This window comes from Nocardia sp. NBC_00416, assembly GCF_036032445.1.
Lineage (GTDB): Bacteria > Actinomycetota > Actinomycetes > Mycobacteriales > Mycobacteriaceae > Nocardia.
On the sequence record NZ_CP107932.1, the window covers coordinates 2643883 to 2656834 of the forward strand.

Below are 12952 nucleotides of genomic sequence, written 5' to 3' on the forward strand. Positions count from 1 at the left end.
CGTGCGGATCAACGGAAACCGGAGAGGTCAGGCGCGGCGGGCCGCCCACACTGTCACGGTGAACAGCAGTACACCGGCGAACGCGAGTCCCGCGCCGACCAGCGCCGGCGCCGTGTAGCCGTAGCCGGCGGCGATCACCAGACCGCCCAGCCAGGCGCCGGCGGCGTTCGCGATATTGAGCGCCGCGTGATTCAAGGCGGCGGCCAGAGTCTGCGCATCGGCGGCCACGTCCATCAGCCGGGTTTGCAGGCCGGGCGCCAACGCGGCACCCGTCGCGCCGACCAGCAGGGCGCCGATTCCGGCCGTCACCGGGTTGTGGGAAGCGACCACGAAGACGAGCAGGACCACCATCATGGCGCCCATGGCCGCGAAGATCGACCGGTCCACGCCTCGATCGGCCAGGACACCGCCGCCGATATTGCCCAGCACCATGCCGACGCCGAAGAGCATGAGCACCAGCGGGACCAGGCCCGCGCTCAGGCCAGCGACGTCGGTCAGCGTGGTGCTCACGTAGGTGTAGACGGCGAACATGCCACCGAATCCGATCGCGCCCACCGCGAGCGTGAGCAGGACCTGCGGTCGGCGCAACGCGCCCAGTTCGGTGAGCGGGTTGGTGGTCACCATGGCCGTGAGCGGCGGGACGAACCGCAGCAGGGCGAACACCGTGGCCGCCCCGATCGCGGCGACCACGACGAAGGCGCTGCGCCAGCCCAGATGCTGGCCCAGCCAGGTGGCCGCCGGTACACCGACGACATTCGCGGTGCTCAGCCCGAGCATCACCGCCGCCACCGCTTTCGCACGCTGCCCGGCAGGCGCCAGGGAGGCGGCCGCCAGCGAGGCGACACCGAAGTAGGCGCCGTGCGGGAGCCCGGAGAGGAAACGAGCGGCGATGAGCGTCTCGAAGTTCGGCGCGAAAGCCGAGGCCAGGTTGCCGATTGCGAACGCGACCATCAGGATCACCAGTAGCCGTTTACGAGCCATCGATGCGCAGGCCGCGGCGATCACCGGGGCGCCGACCACCACGCCGAGCGCATAGGCCGATACCGCGTGCCCGGCGGTGGGCTCGGATACCGAGAACGCGTCCGCGATATCGGGCAGCAACCCCATGGTGACGAATTCGGTGGTACCGATACCGAACCCGCCGAGCGCGAGGGCAAGCAGCGCCGGTACATGCCAGCTCGTGCGCACGGGGGCGGCGGGGGCGGCGGGGGCGGGCGCCGCACCGACCGTCCTGGTAGCGGTGGAAGTCACGCTGTGGTGTAACAGACGGCCGCCGGGGAGGTTTCCACATACAGCTGTGAGTTGAGGCACCCGCACCTGCCCGTTCGCGGTTGTATGCCTTTTGTCCTGCGCCTATTCGGCCTCGAGCCGGTCGGTCGCGACCTGGCCGGCGGCACCGGTCCGGCGCAGGAAGTCGGCGATCACCTCGAGTTCGGCGTCGCTGTAACCGTCGCAGATCTCGTCCATGAGGGTGTTCATACCGGCGTACTGCCGGAAGAGTTCGGCATTGCGACCGGGCACGACGCGGACGTTCACCGCGCGCCGGTCGCCGGGATCGCGTTCGCGCACGATCCATCCACCTCGTTCGAGGCGGTCCAGAATTCCGGTCATGGTCGCCGGATGCAGCCCGGCGAGGCGGGCCAGGGCGCTCGGACTGAGCGGCCCCTGGGCGCCGACGATATCCAGGCAGTCGAGGTCGACGTCCTTGAGCGCCACCCGGGAGCCGACCCGGTGATTCAGCAGGGACAGCTGGACGCGCAGCGCGCGCAGCGAATCCTTGACGCCGACGATCAGCCGCCTGCGTTGCCGGGCCGATCCGGATTCCGCCGTGGCCATACTCCCCTCACATGATCTCCGAATCCACCGATCGTACGGGGCCTGCGCACCGGGCGATCCGGCCGGACCGGGTCATCGATCGGTCCCGGCCGCCCCTTGCGGATAGCTATCAATTCATATTATATGGAACTCATATTCTATGAAATCAGGAGTATCGGATGACCCCTCTCCTCGACGCACCCCGACCCGACGCCGACGGCAACCCCGGCCCGACGTGGTTCACGGCCGCCCTGCGGCTCGCCGCCCGCCTGTTCGCCGGACTGTTCGCCGGATTCCTACTCGGGGTCCTCGTACTCGAATCCTCGCTGCGGTCGGTGGACGCCCCGACATACGCCCAGGTCCGGGCGGTCGAACTGGACCGCCTCGACGTGCTCGCGAGCGTCACTCTGCTGCCCGCGCTCTTCCTCTGCGCCGGGCTCGCGGTAGCCGGGTACCGCTCGGGCCGGAGCTGGCTGCCGGCCGCCGTCGCCGCGACCCTCCTTGCCGCCACCGCGCTCATCAGCTTCAGCGTCAACCTCCCCATCAACGCCGACCAGGCGGACTGGGCCGCGGGGCGGCTACCTGCCGACTGGTCCGAAATCCGCGATCGCTGGCAGGCCGCCCACCTGGTCCGCACCGTGACCGCGGTGGCCGCGTTCGGCGTCCTGCTCCTCCCCCGGCGCCCGCACACCCGGGGGCACTGACCCGGGCCGAATCCGGCCCACACTCGCGAAGGGAATTCTCATGCGAATCATCATCTTCGGCGCGAACGGCCCCACCGGGCGGCTGCTCACCACACAGGCGCTCACAGCCGGCCACGATGTCGTCGCCTTCACGCGCCGGCCCGACGAGTTCCCGGTCCGGCACGATCGGCTCACCACGGTGGGCGGCGACGTGTACGACCAGGAATCGGTAGCGCGGGCCGTGGCCGGCGGCGACGCCGTCCTGTCCGCGCTCGGCGTCCCGTACGGCCGGGCTCCGATCACCACGTATTCCGCCGGGGTGGCCAATATCGTCGCCGCCATGCAGCGGCACGAGGTGCGCCGGATCGCGGTCGTCTCGTCGAGCGCGGTCGATCCCCAGCCCTACCCCGACGCCGGATTCCTCTTCAACCGGGTACTCCAGCCGTTCATCACCCGGTTCCTCGGCAAGACCCTCTACGACGATATGCGCGCGATGGAGGCGCTGCTCACCGCGGCCGATCTCGACTGGACGATCGTCCGGCCCAGCGGGCTGTTCGACCTGCCAGGAGTCACCGATTACACGGTCGCCGCGGAACGAGCCGAGGGGCGGTTCACCTCGCGCGCCGACCTGGCGGCCTGCCTGTTGCGGCTCGCCGAGAACGGCGAGTACCTGCGGTCCGCGGTGGGTGTGGTCACGACCACCGACAACCCCACCATGCTCGAACTCCTCCGCGCGGAGGCGTTCGGGAAGGAATGACGCCCGGCGGCCGAGCGTGCGGGCGGCCGCGCCGCCCGCACGCACCGCCCGGCGCAGCGGAGATGGCGTTCCGGCCGGCCCTCATCCGACCGGCCGGAACGTATCAGCGAGCGGCCGCGGCCGTCTGACCTTCGGCCGGATGGACGCCGTATTGATCGGTCTCCATCAAGTGCGCGATATCGCGCCCGGCCGGGGTCATGGTCAGAGTGGACCGGGTTTCCACCAGCCAAGCCCGGTATCCGGGGCGCACGTCCTCTTCCGGCCCCTGATGCAGGAGTCCCTTGGGCGTCCAGGTGACCGTGCCGGGTGTATCGACCGACCCCCACGGCGAAGGACCCATGCCGTAGCAGATGACCTCGTCGAAATCGGCGTTGTGATGGACCGGCGGCCGGGTACTGCGGCGACTGCCGGTGCCGAAGACGAAGTCGTGACCCGAGGTGCTGCTCATCAACCGAGCCGGGGCGAGTCCCCCCTCCTCGACACCGAGGCCGTGCACATGTTCGATATTGAAGCGCAGCACGAGTGGAGCACCGAGCACGTCGAGGCAGGGAATGGGGTCGACGTCGTAGAAATAGGAGGTGAAGGTATCGCCGGTGCGGACGACCACCTCGTACTCCTCGTCCAGCGGCAGTCCGGGACGGCCGTGCGGGACGGGCCGGTCCAGGTGCAGGTCGGGGTTGAACGTTCCCGGCGCGCCTTCGGGATCGAGGTGGAGTTCACTGGCGGTGACCACGACGAATTCGTTGATCTCCTGCGCGATCTCACCCCACCGATAGGTCACCGCGCGCGGAACCAGGACGAAGTCACCGGCCCGCACCTCGAGAGTGCCCACCTCGGTATCGAGTTCGCCGCGCCCGGAGACGATGTAGTGCAGTTCGTCCGCCCACACGTTGACGTAACCGAAGGTCGTCGCGGCCGAACGGCGGTTCAGCTCGAAACTGATGCCCTCACCCGCGAGGATCGGCACCGGTAGCGCCTTCGGCTCGGCGAACACTCCGGCCGGTAGGTCCCAGGTGTGGAAACGACGCGGTACGTACTCACCTCGGGCACGCAGGAAACGAGGACGGTACTGGGCGCGCACGATGGTCGTGTTCGGGCCGGCGAAACCGTTGCGGGAGAAAAGCTCGATATTGGGCGCCAGGACTTCGTCTGGCATGCAGCACCTCCGAAACTCGTTGTGCCACAGATCCTAGACCCGCCTCATGGCTCCCGCGCACTTTTGCGAACTCACCTTTGCCGACGATATATGTCACCGAAAGTACACTGCCACCGGCGAATACGGGTCAACGCCGAAACGGCGGCACCGGGAGATCGTCGCCGAAGATTTCCGGCAGATCCCGCACCACACTGTCGGGGTAACTCGCGGGGCGCTTCTCCAGAAACGACGAAACCCCCTCCGCGGCATCGGCGCTGGCACCGCGGCTGCGGATGCCCCGGGATTCCACCCGGTGCGCGACCATCGGATGATCGGCGCCGAGCCCGCGCCACAGCAGCTGCCGCGACAGCGCCACCGAGACCGGTGCGGAATGCTCGGTGATCCGGCGGGCCAGCGCATACGTCTCGTCCAGGAGGGTTTCCGCCGAGTGCAGCCCGTAGAAGAGCCCGGCTTCGTGCGCTTCGGCGGCATCGACGAGCCGTCCCGAGTACACCCAGTCCAGCGCCTTCTGCATCGAGACCAGTCGCGGCAGGAACCAGCTGGAACAGGATTCCGGGACGATGCCGCGGCGGTTGAACACGAACCCGATCCGGGCGGTGTCGACGGCCAGCCGGAAGTCCGCCGCCAGCGTCATGGTGATCCCCACCCCGACAGCGGGGCCGTTGATCGCGGCGATGACGGGCTTGCGGGATTCGAACATCCGCAGCACCACTTCGCCGCCACCGTCGCGGAATTCCTCGGCGGCCGTATCGTCGGACGCGACGAAGGTCTGCGCGCCCGCGGACAGATCCGCGCCTGCGCAGAACGCGCGCCCGGCACCGGTGACGACCACCGCCCGTACCGCGTCGTCGCGGTCGCAGGCGTCGAACGCCTCGATCAACTCCTCACCCATCGCGGTGGTGAACGCGTTCAGCTTGTCCGGGCGGTCCAGTGTGATGGTGGCGACGGAATCGGAGACAGCGAGGCGGATATCGGCCATTTCGGTTCGAACCTTCTACTCGATAACTAGGATGTTTATGCGGACTCGAGGAACTTACCGCTGTTCACGGCCGGATACCGCCTGAGTAGGCCCGATTTCGCGACTCACGCGACACGAGCGAGCCCCCGCGAACATCGCGCAACCGCCACGAATCTTTCCGTCCTCGGGCATATGCTTCGGGGCGCGTCGGGTCACGACGAGAGGGGAACCAATTGGCAGTCGCGAAACTGCATTACGGCAGGCACGAATATCGGATCGATCCGGACGGGGCGGAGGTGTTCATGGTGGACGTCGCCAACGCCTTGAAGGCCGGCGATGCGACCAAGTTCGTGCGAGTCGCGCTGGCCGGTGGCGGGTCACTTCGTGTTGCCGTGTCGAAGTCCATCCCCATTGCGGTCGAGCGGCAGGCATCAGAGGAGACGTCCGACGCCCTGTTCGTCTGACCGGTGATACAACTGCGGCCACCCGATGAAGGGTGGCCGCAGTCGAGTCAGAGGTTTCGGCGATCCGGCCCGCCCAGCGCCCCACGATGGTCCGATGGCAGGCGCCACCCGCCGACAGCGCACCGGACAAGAAGTTCCGCGGCGCCCGCCGGCGGTGTTCCGCGACGCCAGATCACACGGAACCACCTGCTCGAGACCACCGAATCGGCGAGCCGCGCCCGATACAGCGCACCGGTCGCGAGTTCCGGTGCGGCGACCAGGGTGCTGAGTACCGCCGGGGCCACCCCTGCGCGCGGCGGCGACCAGGGCCATCGCCGAGCCGAATTCGACGGCGGGTGGGGCGGAAGCCCCGTGGACGTCGAGGATCTCGCGGACCGTATCGCGGGTCCCGGACCCGGCGTCGCGCCACAGCAGTGGGGTCGCCGCGAGTTCGCGCAGCGTGACTGGATGGTGCGGCTTGCCCGGTGCGGTTCTCAGGCGGCCGCGACCTGCTCGAGCGCCGCGGCGGTCGCCGCCGGTTCGGTGATCATCAGATCGTGGCCGGTGTCGATATCCCACAGCCGCCCCGCCGCGCGCGCCCGCGCGATGAGTGCCGGATCGCGGGTCGCCAGGGTGGAAGTACAGACGATGTGGAATTGCGGTAGGGCCCACAGGGTTTGCTCGTCCCGCAGCTCGAGCTCGTCTTCGAAGCAGCGCCACGGGTGGGCGCTCAGCCGCGTGGCCATCCACGCGATATCGGCCGGTTCGGTGACACCGTAGAGCATCCCGGAGTTCTCGTCGGGCGCGAGTACCAGTTCCACACCGTCGACGACCCTGCCCAGTGGCCGGACAGCCTCGATGATCGGACCGGCCACGTCACGCAGCGACTGCCCGTTGGCCGGAGTGGCGGCATCCAGGTAGACGAGTTTGCCGACCCGATCCGCGGCGCGGTCGGCGGCGCCGGTCACCACCATGCCGCCGTAACTGTGCCCGACCAGGATCACCTCGGCCAGATCTTCGTGATGCAGCAGGGAGGTGACGTCTCGGATATGGGTACCGAGCCCGATCTCGGGACCGACCAGATGTGCGCGATCCGCCAGCCCGGACAGCGTCGGCGTATAGACCTCGTGCCCACCTGCCCGCAGCAATCGCGCCACCCGCTGATAGCACCACCCGCCGTGCCCACCGCCGTGCACCAGGACGAACGTCGCCATACATCACGCTCCGAAACAGACTTCTCGATCTGGGAGAATAGCATTCACACCGTGTTCGCGGCCGCGAACGAACCGACGGGGGCCGGAGTCCGGAGATCTTCCTCGACGAGCCGAGACCCTGGAACCACCGGGCCTGTGAACGAGAGCCGGCCCGTTCCAGATCACGGAACGGGCCGGCGCAGGCGGGCAGCGCCCACCACGATGGAACTACGGAGTGGTGGGTCTACACGCGGGATGCTCCGGCGGGCACGGCGACAGAATCGTCGAGAAGTACTGGAAGGCAGCGAAAACAGCGACCGGGCCACCGATCAGGAAGGCCCCGATGATCCCGCCCGCGGCGCCCAGCGTCGCCGCGCCCGCCACACAACCGCCGATCGTCGCGCCGACGAACGGCACCAGCAGCAGCGCGACCGGACTGGACACCAGGGCGCCGGTCGCGGCGCCGAGCACACAGCCGATACTGCCGCCGAGCACCGCGCCGATCGCACCGGCGATCGCGGCGCTCATGGTCGCACGCTGGGTGAACACACCCAGCGCCTGCATATCCCGCGGGGTGAACTGCTCCGCGATCTCTTTGCCGGCCTGTTCCGGAGTGATCACCGGGGCCGACACGGGCGCCACCGCGACGCCGCCGTCCCGCTGCGGGGTCAGCACCGCGGTACCGCCGTCGATCTGCGCCGCGATCGGGAAGGCGACATCGTCCTTGCGATAGGTGAGCGGCACCGTGGTGAGCGGGGTGTCGTCGACGGCCTTCAGGATCAGCTGATCGCCGACCGCCTGCCATCTGCCGTTGGTCGCCACCACCGCGGAATCACCCTCCTGCGTGATCTCGTAGGTGAGCTCCCGCGGGGCCGGGGCGGGCTGCGCATGGGCCGGGGCCGCCGCGACGCCCAGGGACGCCACCGCAATCGCGGCCGTCGCTACGCTCGTTCGGAGTTTCATGGTTGTGTCCTCATCACTTGATATCGAGGCGGGCCGCCGGCGCCGGATCGCGCCGCGGACGTATCGGGTAGGGCCGGTCATCGACCGGCGGTGTCGACCAGATCACCGGCGAGCACCCAGCGGTCGCCCTGGAACCGCTGGATCTGCAGGGCTTCCATCGGGAAGCCGTCGCCGTCGCCGGTCCGCAGGGTGACCCCGGGGAGCAGCAGATCGATCTCGACGTCGTCGAGCGCGCGCATCGCGTCCCGCAATCCCTCCCGGGTCTTGCAGGAGGCGGCGTCGAAGGTCTTGTGGAAACTCTGTGCCATGGCCCAGCCGACGAGTGTGTATCCATCGCTGGGATCGGCGTCCGGCGCGTATCGGGCCAGCTTGTCGCGGTAGAGCTGCATCCCGGGATCGGCGGCCCACTGCGGATCGGCGGGGTCTTTGACGAACACCGAGGTGACGACGTTCTGCACATTCGGGAACCCGACCGGCGCGAGCACGCTCATAGTGCTGGAAACCTGGCTCAGGATGTGCAGCGGATTCCATTCCGGATTGCGGGCATCGGCCGCCAGGGTCTGGGCGGCGAACTTCGGTGTGGCGAAGTTCAGCAGCACATCGGCTTTCGAACCGGCCAGATTCCGCAACTGCGGATCCACCGTGGGATCGGTGACCTGGTAGCTCTGTTCGGCGACCACCCGCACACCGCTGCCGGCCGTGGCCTCGGTAAAGCTGGCCAGCAGATCTTTGCCGAAATCGTCGTTCTGGTAGAGCACGGCGACGGTGGCGTCGGGCTTCTGTTCCTTCACATAGCGCGCGAACACCTGCCCCTCGGCCTGGTAGCTGGGCTGCCATCCGATGGTCCACGGGTGCGCGTCGCCCACACCCCACTGCGTGGCGCCGCCGGCGACGAAGATCTGCGGCACCTCGCGCTGGTTCAGGTAGTCCCAGACGGCGGCCGAGGTGGGCGTCCCGAGGGTGGACAGGACCGCGAACACCTGATCCTGTTCGACCAGCCGCCGGGTCTCCTCCACGGTTTTCGGCGGCTGGTAGCCGTCGTCGCGCAGCAGGTAGTCGACTTTGCGTCCGTCGATACCGCCTTGCTCGGCGTTGACGTAGGCGAAGTACGCCTGCATACCCTTCGGGAGCTCGGCGTAGGCGGAGGCCGGACCCGACAGCGGGAACACCCCGCCCAGCTTCATGCTGGTGTCGGTGAGCCCCGTCGTCTGCTGCCCTTGGCAGTCGCCGGAGGCGACGGCGCCTTCGGCCCCGTCGCGGTTACCGCATCCGGCGACCGCGAGCAGAACCGCGGCCGTAGCGGCCACCGCCTGTATCGCTCTAGTGCGCATGGGTTTTTCCTTTCCTAACTCGGTATCCGAGCCAGTGCGCCGCCCGGCCGACGAGTCCGGCCAATCCATTCGGCGCGAGGTACATGACCGCGATGATGAGGAGCCCGAAGATCACTCCCGGCGCGGCCTGATTGACGTCCTGAGCGAAACTCGGGACGTACATGACGAACAGTCCGCCCAGCAGCGGCCCCCACTGTCCGCCGAGTCCGCCGACCACCAGGCCGGCGAGCAACGTGATGGACAGGGTCAGCGTGAACGAATCCGGCGAGACGTAGCCGATCACCCAGATGTAGACGCAGCCGGCGGCGCCGGCGAGCATCGCGCCCCACGCGAAGGCCAGGGTCTTGTAGAAGGCCGGCCGCACACCCATCACCTCGGCCGCGACCTCGTTGTCCCGCACGGCGTGCAGCGCACGTCCGACCCGGGACCGCAGCAGTCCACCGACCAGCAGATAGCTCACCGCGGTGAGTGCGAGCGCCAGGAAGTACAGCCACTGGTCCTCGGCCAGCCCACTCCAGCCCGGCGGCCGGGGTTTGTCCAGGGTCAGCCCCATCGATCCGCCGGTCACCGATTCGAACCGTTTGAGCAGCGGAACCAGGAAGATCGCGATCGCCAGGGTGACCAGGGCCAGATACAGTCCACGCAGCCGCAGCGCCGGTATCCCCAATCCGAGCCCGAGCACGAAAGCCACGGCCGCCGCGGCCGGCAACGTCACCGGATACGGTGTGTCCCAGCGGTCCATCATGACCGCCGCGGTGTACGCGCCGATCGCGAAGAACGCCCCGTGGCCGAGCGATATCTGCCCGGTATGGCCGACCAGCAGGTTCAGGCCGAGCAGCGCGACCGCGTAGACCATGGCCAGCGACAGCTGGAAGGTATGGAACGGAGCCAGTTCGAACGGCGCCCAGCAGGCCGCCACCAGCAGAACGGCCACCGCTATCCCGGATGCGGTGATCCGCCTCGGCCCGGCTCGGTGCGCACGCCGGCTCACCCGGTCGGCGGCGGGCGGTACGTGGTCCGGCGCCACGGTGGAATTCCGGATTCCCATATCGCTCATACCCTTTCCACCACCCGCGTGCCGAACAGCCCCTGGGGCCGCAGCAACAGCACGCCGAGGATGATCACCAGCGGCACGCCGATCTTGAGTTCGGTGCCGATCACGTCGAGATAAGCCCCGGCCAGCGTTTCCGCGACGCCGACGATGAGCCCGCCGGCCACGGCGCCGCCCGGGCTGTCGAAACCGCCGAGTGTGGCCGCCGCGAAGGCGTAGATCAGAACGCCGCCCATCATGTTGGGTTCCAGGAACAGCAGCGGCGCCGACAGCACACCGGACACCGCCCCGACCGCCGCGGCCAGACCCCAGCCGAGCGCCAGCACGGTCCCGACACTGATCCCGACCAGTCGCGCCGACTGCGGGTTCGCGGCCACTGCGCGCATGGCCAGGCCGATCCTGGTGTAGCGGAACAGCAGATACAGCAGCGTCATCACCACGGCGACGACGGCGAGAACGCCGAGGCTGTTGTATCCGGCGGTGACGCCGCCCAGGCGCAGCGAACCGTCCGGAAAGGGATCGGGAAACGATTTCAGCTGGTACGACCAGATCCATCCCGCGGCCGCGTTCACGAAGAAGAACAGTCCGACGGTGACGATCACCAGGGTGAGTTCCGGGGCGCCTTCGACCGGCCGGATGACGATCCGTTCGATCAGCATGCCGCCGACGAAGGAGAGGGCGACGGTGGCGGGCAGCGCCAGCCAGAACGGAGTCCCGCTCTCGACCAGCTGCCAGGCCAGGAATGCCGAGAACATGGCCAGCTCACCCTGGGCGAAGTTGACGATCCCGGTGAACCGATAGATGAGGACCAGGGCGAGGGCCATTCCGGCGTAGAGCGCACCGGCGCTGAGCCCTTCGATGACTTGTTGCGCGAATCCGGTCACGGTCACACCCGGTATCCCAGGTAGGACTGCGCGACCTGTTCGTTCGCCGAGATCTCGGCGGCCGTACCGGACAGGACGATTCGCCCGCTTTCCAGGACATGGGCCCGATGCGCGGCGCGCAGGGCCAGATGAGCGTTCTGCTCGACGACGATCACGGTGGTGCGTTCCTCTGCGTTGATGGCCTGCACGATGCGGAAGAGTTCCCGGGTCACGAGCGGCGCGAGTCCCAGCGACGGTTCGTCGAGGAGCAGCAGCCGAGGCCTGGACATGAGGGCGCGGCCGAGGGCGAGCATCTGCTGCTGTCCGCCCGAGAGCCGGCCGGCGGGTTCGTGCAGCTTGTCCCGCAGCACCGGGAAGTAATCGAAGACACGACGCAGATCGCCCTCGACACTGCCGCGATCACGCCGGGAGTAGCCGCCCAGGCGCAAGTTCTCCTCCACGGTGAGCGGCGCGAAGGTGCCGCGCCCCTCCGGCACGTGGGCGACCCCCAGCCGGGCCAGTTTCTCCGGCGCCCGGCCGGCGACTTCGGCACCGGCCAGGGTCACCGATCCGCGGACCGCGACCATGCCGCACAGCGCGCGCAGCAGCGTGGTCTTGCCCGCGCCGTTGGGACCCAGCACGGCACACACCTCACCCGCGGCCACCGAGAAGCCGATACCGTGCAGCACTTCTGCCGCGCCGTACCCGGCGGTGAGACCGGTGACGGCCAGGAACGGGTCGCTGTTCATCTGTGTCCTCTCGGCGGGAGTGCCGCGGTCCGCTCGCGGTCCGGAAACCGGTGGCTCATGCGGCCGTTCCCAGATAGGCCTCGATGACGGCGGGGTCACGCTGCACCGCCTCCGGCGCACCGTCGGCGATGACCCGGCCGAATTCGAGACAGACGACGCGATCGCAGATACCCATCACGAAGCCCATATGGTGTTCGACCACCAGCACGGTCAGATCGAAGTCGAGGCGCAGCCCCGCCAGGAGGTCGGCGAAGGAGTCCACCTCGCCGTGACTGAGCCCGTTGACCGGTTCGTCCAGTAGCAGCAGTCGTGGCCCGGCGGCCAGCGCCCGGGCCAGTTCGATGCGCTTGAGCGTCCCGAACGGCAGCCCGGCGGCCGGACGTTCGGCGATCTCGCGCAGATCCAGCCGTTCGAGCAGACCGTCCACCTGGGCTCGCAGCCGCCGTTCCTCCGAACGAACCGCCGGCAGGAACAGTCCCGCCGCCAGGAACCCGGACCGCGCCCGGTGGTGCGCTCCGACGAGCACGTTGTCCCGGACGGACATACGGGAGAACAGGCCCAGGTTCTGGAAGGTGCGCGCGATGCCGAGCCGGGCCATCAGGTCGGGGCGCACCTTCAACAGGTCGGTGCCCAGATAGCTCACAGCACCCGAGGTGGGGGAGCAACGCCTGGTCAGGCAGTTGAACAGAGTGGTCTTACCTGCGCCGTTGGGCCCGATGAGGCCGACCATTTCGCCGGTGGCCACGGTGAACCCGACATCGTCGAGCGCTGTGATGCCGCCGAATCGAACGGTCAGGCCGGATATCTCGAGCATGGGTCCTCCGGGTCGTGTGGTCACGGTCGAAATCCTGTGGGGCAGCGCACAGTCCGCTGGACCGGCTATGGGTCAGGTCAGCGTAAGAGCGGCCAGAATGAAACACATCAGCCGCCGCGTCCCAATTATCGGTGGGCGATTTGTCCGCAGCGGACAAGTGACCGGCGGATAATTTG

General features: G+C 68.5%; 15 protein-coding genes. 3 read left to right on the forward strand and 12 right to left on the reverse strand.

Annotated features, from left to right (window positions below):
- Positions 1-27 precede the first annotated feature (27 nt).
- Together OG804_RS10805 and OG804_RS10810 are read right to left on the reverse strand one after the other, a co-directional pair.
- Complete coding sequence (locus tag OG804_RS10805; RefSeq protein ID WP_442941789.1) at positions 28-1251, reverse strand: MFS transporter; 1224 nt, start codon at positions 1249-1251, stop codon at positions 28-30.
- A 102-nt stretch (positions 1252-1353) separates the two neighbouring features.
- On the reverse strand, positions 1354-1836 hold the full coding sequence (locus OG804_RS10810) for a MarR family transcriptional regulator (RefSeq protein WP_328396461.1): 483 nt from the start codon (positions 1834-1836) through the stop codon (positions 1354-1356).
- Between the two features lie 158 nt (positions 1837-1994).
- Here OG804_RS10810 and OG804_RS10815 point away from each other — a divergent pair, with 158 nt between their 5' ends.
- Entirely contained in the window at positions 1995-2519 is a 525-nt protein-coding gene (locus tag OG804_RS10815) for a DUF1772 domain-containing protein (protein ID WP_328396463.1), read from the forward strand.
- Positions 2520-2559: 40 nt separating this feature from the next.
- A complete protein-coding gene (locus OG804_RS10820) occupies positions 2560-3255 on the forward strand; it encodes an NAD(P)-dependent oxidoreductase (protein ID WP_328396465.1) in 696 nt (231 codons plus the stop codon).
- A 103-nt stretch (positions 3256-3358) separates the two neighbouring features.
- On the opposite strand, the gene OG804_RS10825 is transcribed toward OG804_RS10820, so the two are convergent.
- Together OG804_RS10825 and OG804_RS10830 are read right to left on the reverse strand one after the other, a co-directional pair.
- On the reverse strand, positions 3359-4411 hold the full coding sequence (locus OG804_RS10825; RefSeq protein WP_328396467.1) for a homogentisate 1,2-dioxygenase: 1053 nt from the start codon (positions 4409-4411) through the stop codon (positions 3359-3361).
- Positions 4412-4538: 127 nt separating this feature from the next.
- Entirely contained in the window at positions 4539-5390 is an 852-nt protein-coding gene (locus OG804_RS10830; protein ID WP_328396469.1) for a crotonase/enoyl-CoA hydratase family protein, read from the reverse strand.
- 212 nt (positions 5391-5602) lie between these two features.
- Here OG804_RS10830 and OG804_RS10835 point away from each other — a divergent pair, with 212 nt between their 5' ends.
- Positions 5603-5833 (forward strand): hypothetical protein, encoded by a 231-nt coding sequence (locus OG804_RS10835; RefSeq protein ID WP_328396471.1) that lies wholly within the window; start codon positions 5603-5605, stop codon positions 5831-5833.
- On the opposite strand, the gene OG804_RS10840 is transcribed toward OG804_RS10835, so the two are convergent.
- From OG804_RS10840 to OG804_RS10875, 8 genes are all read right to left on the reverse strand, one after another.
- Entirely contained in the window at positions 5801-6391 is a 591-nt protein-coding gene (locus OG804_RS10840) for a LysR substrate-binding domain-containing protein (protein WP_328396473.1), read from the reverse strand. The genes OG804_RS10835 and OG804_RS10840 overlap by 33 nt on opposite strands.
- Positions 6307-7026, reverse strand: a complete 720-nt coding sequence (locus tag OG804_RS10845; RefSeq protein ID WP_328396475.1) for an alpha/beta hydrolase — start codon at positions 7024-7026, stop codon at positions 6307-6309. Before OG804_RS10845 ends, OG804_RS10840 begins: the two co-directional genes overlap by 85 nt.
- A 207-nt stretch (positions 7027-7233) precedes the next feature.
- Positions 7234-7968 carry a hypothetical protein gene (locus OG804_RS10850; RefSeq protein WP_328396477.1) on the reverse strand — a complete coding sequence of 245 codons (735 nt, stop codon included), beginning with the start codon at positions 7966-7968 and terminating at the stop codon, positions 7234-7236.
- 77 nt (positions 7969-8045) lie between these two features.
- The gene (locus OG804_RS10855) at positions 8046-9299 is read right to left on the reverse strand and encodes an ABC transporter substrate-binding protein (protein ID WP_328396479.1); all 1254 of its coding nucleotides are present in this window, start codon (positions 9297-9299) and stop codon (positions 8046-8048) included.
- Complete coding sequence (locus OG804_RS10860; protein ID WP_328396481.1) at positions 9289-10356, reverse strand: branched-chain amino acid ABC transporter permease; 1068 nt, start codon at positions 10354-10356, stop codon at positions 9289-9291. Before OG804_RS10860 ends, OG804_RS10855 begins: the two co-directional genes overlap by 11 nt.
- Positions 10353-11240: a branched-chain amino acid ABC transporter permease gene (locus OG804_RS10865; protein ID WP_328396483.1), complete on the reverse strand. Its 888-nt coding sequence runs from the start codon at positions 11238-11240 to the stop codon at positions 10353-10355. The genes OG804_RS10860 and OG804_RS10865 overlap by 4 nt, the downstream gene beginning before the upstream one ends.
- Positions 11237-11962 (reverse strand): ABC transporter ATP-binding protein, encoded by a 726-nt coding sequence (locus tag OG804_RS10870; protein ID WP_328396485.1) that lies wholly within the window; start codon positions 11960-11962, stop codon positions 11237-11239. Before OG804_RS10870 ends, OG804_RS10865 begins: the two co-directional genes overlap by 4 nt.
- A 55-nt stretch (positions 11963-12017) precedes the next feature.
- On the reverse strand, positions 12018-12800 hold the full coding sequence (locus tag OG804_RS10875; protein WP_328396487.1) for an ABC transporter ATP-binding protein: 783 nt from the start codon (positions 12798-12800) through the stop codon (positions 12018-12020).
- Positions 12801-12952 lie beyond the last annotated feature (152 nt).

Excerpts from the sequence above, each read along its gene's own strand:
- OG804_RS10855 (WP_328396479.1), bottom strand. The coding sequence starts at position 9,299 with ATGCGCACTAGAGCGATACAGGCGGTGGCCGCTACGGCCGCGGTTCTG.
- OG804_RS10850 (WP_328396477.1), bottom strand. The coding sequence starts at position 7,968 with ATGAAACTCCGAACGAGCGTAGCGACGGCCGCGATTGCGGTGGCGTCC.
- OG804_RS10845 (WP_328396475.1), bottom strand. The coding sequence starts at position 7,026 with ATGGCGACGTTCGTCCTGGTGCACGGCGGTGGGCACGGCGGGTGGTGC.
- OG804_RS10815 (WP_328396463.1), top strand. The coding sequence starts at position 1,995 with ATGACCCCTCTCCTCGACGCACCCCGACCCGACGCCGACGGCAACCCC.
- OG804_RS10825 (WP_328396467.1), bottom strand. The coding sequence starts at position 4,411 with ATGCCAGACGAAGTCCTGGCGCCCAATATCGAGCTTTTCTCCCGCAAC.
- OG804_RS10870 (WP_328396485.1), bottom strand. The coding sequence starts at position 11,962 with ATGAACAGCGACCCGTTCCTGGCCGTCACCGGTCTCACCGCCGGGTAC.
- OG804_RS10810 (WP_328396461.1), bottom strand. The coding sequence starts at position 1,836 with ATGGCCACGGCGGAATCCGGATCGGCCCGGCAACGCAGGCGGCTGATC.
- OG804_RS10830 (WP_328396469.1), bottom strand. The coding sequence starts at position 5,390 with ATGGCCGATATCCGCCTCGCTGTCTCCGATTCCGTCGCCACCATCACA.
- OG804_RS10860 (WP_328396481.1), bottom strand. The coding sequence starts at position 10,356 with ATGAGCGATATGGGAATCCGGAATTCCACCGTGGCGCCGGACCACGTA.
- OG804_RS10820 (WP_328396465.1), top strand. The coding sequence starts at position 2,560 with ATGCGAATCATCATCTTCGGCGCGAACGGCCCCACCGGGCGGCTGCTC.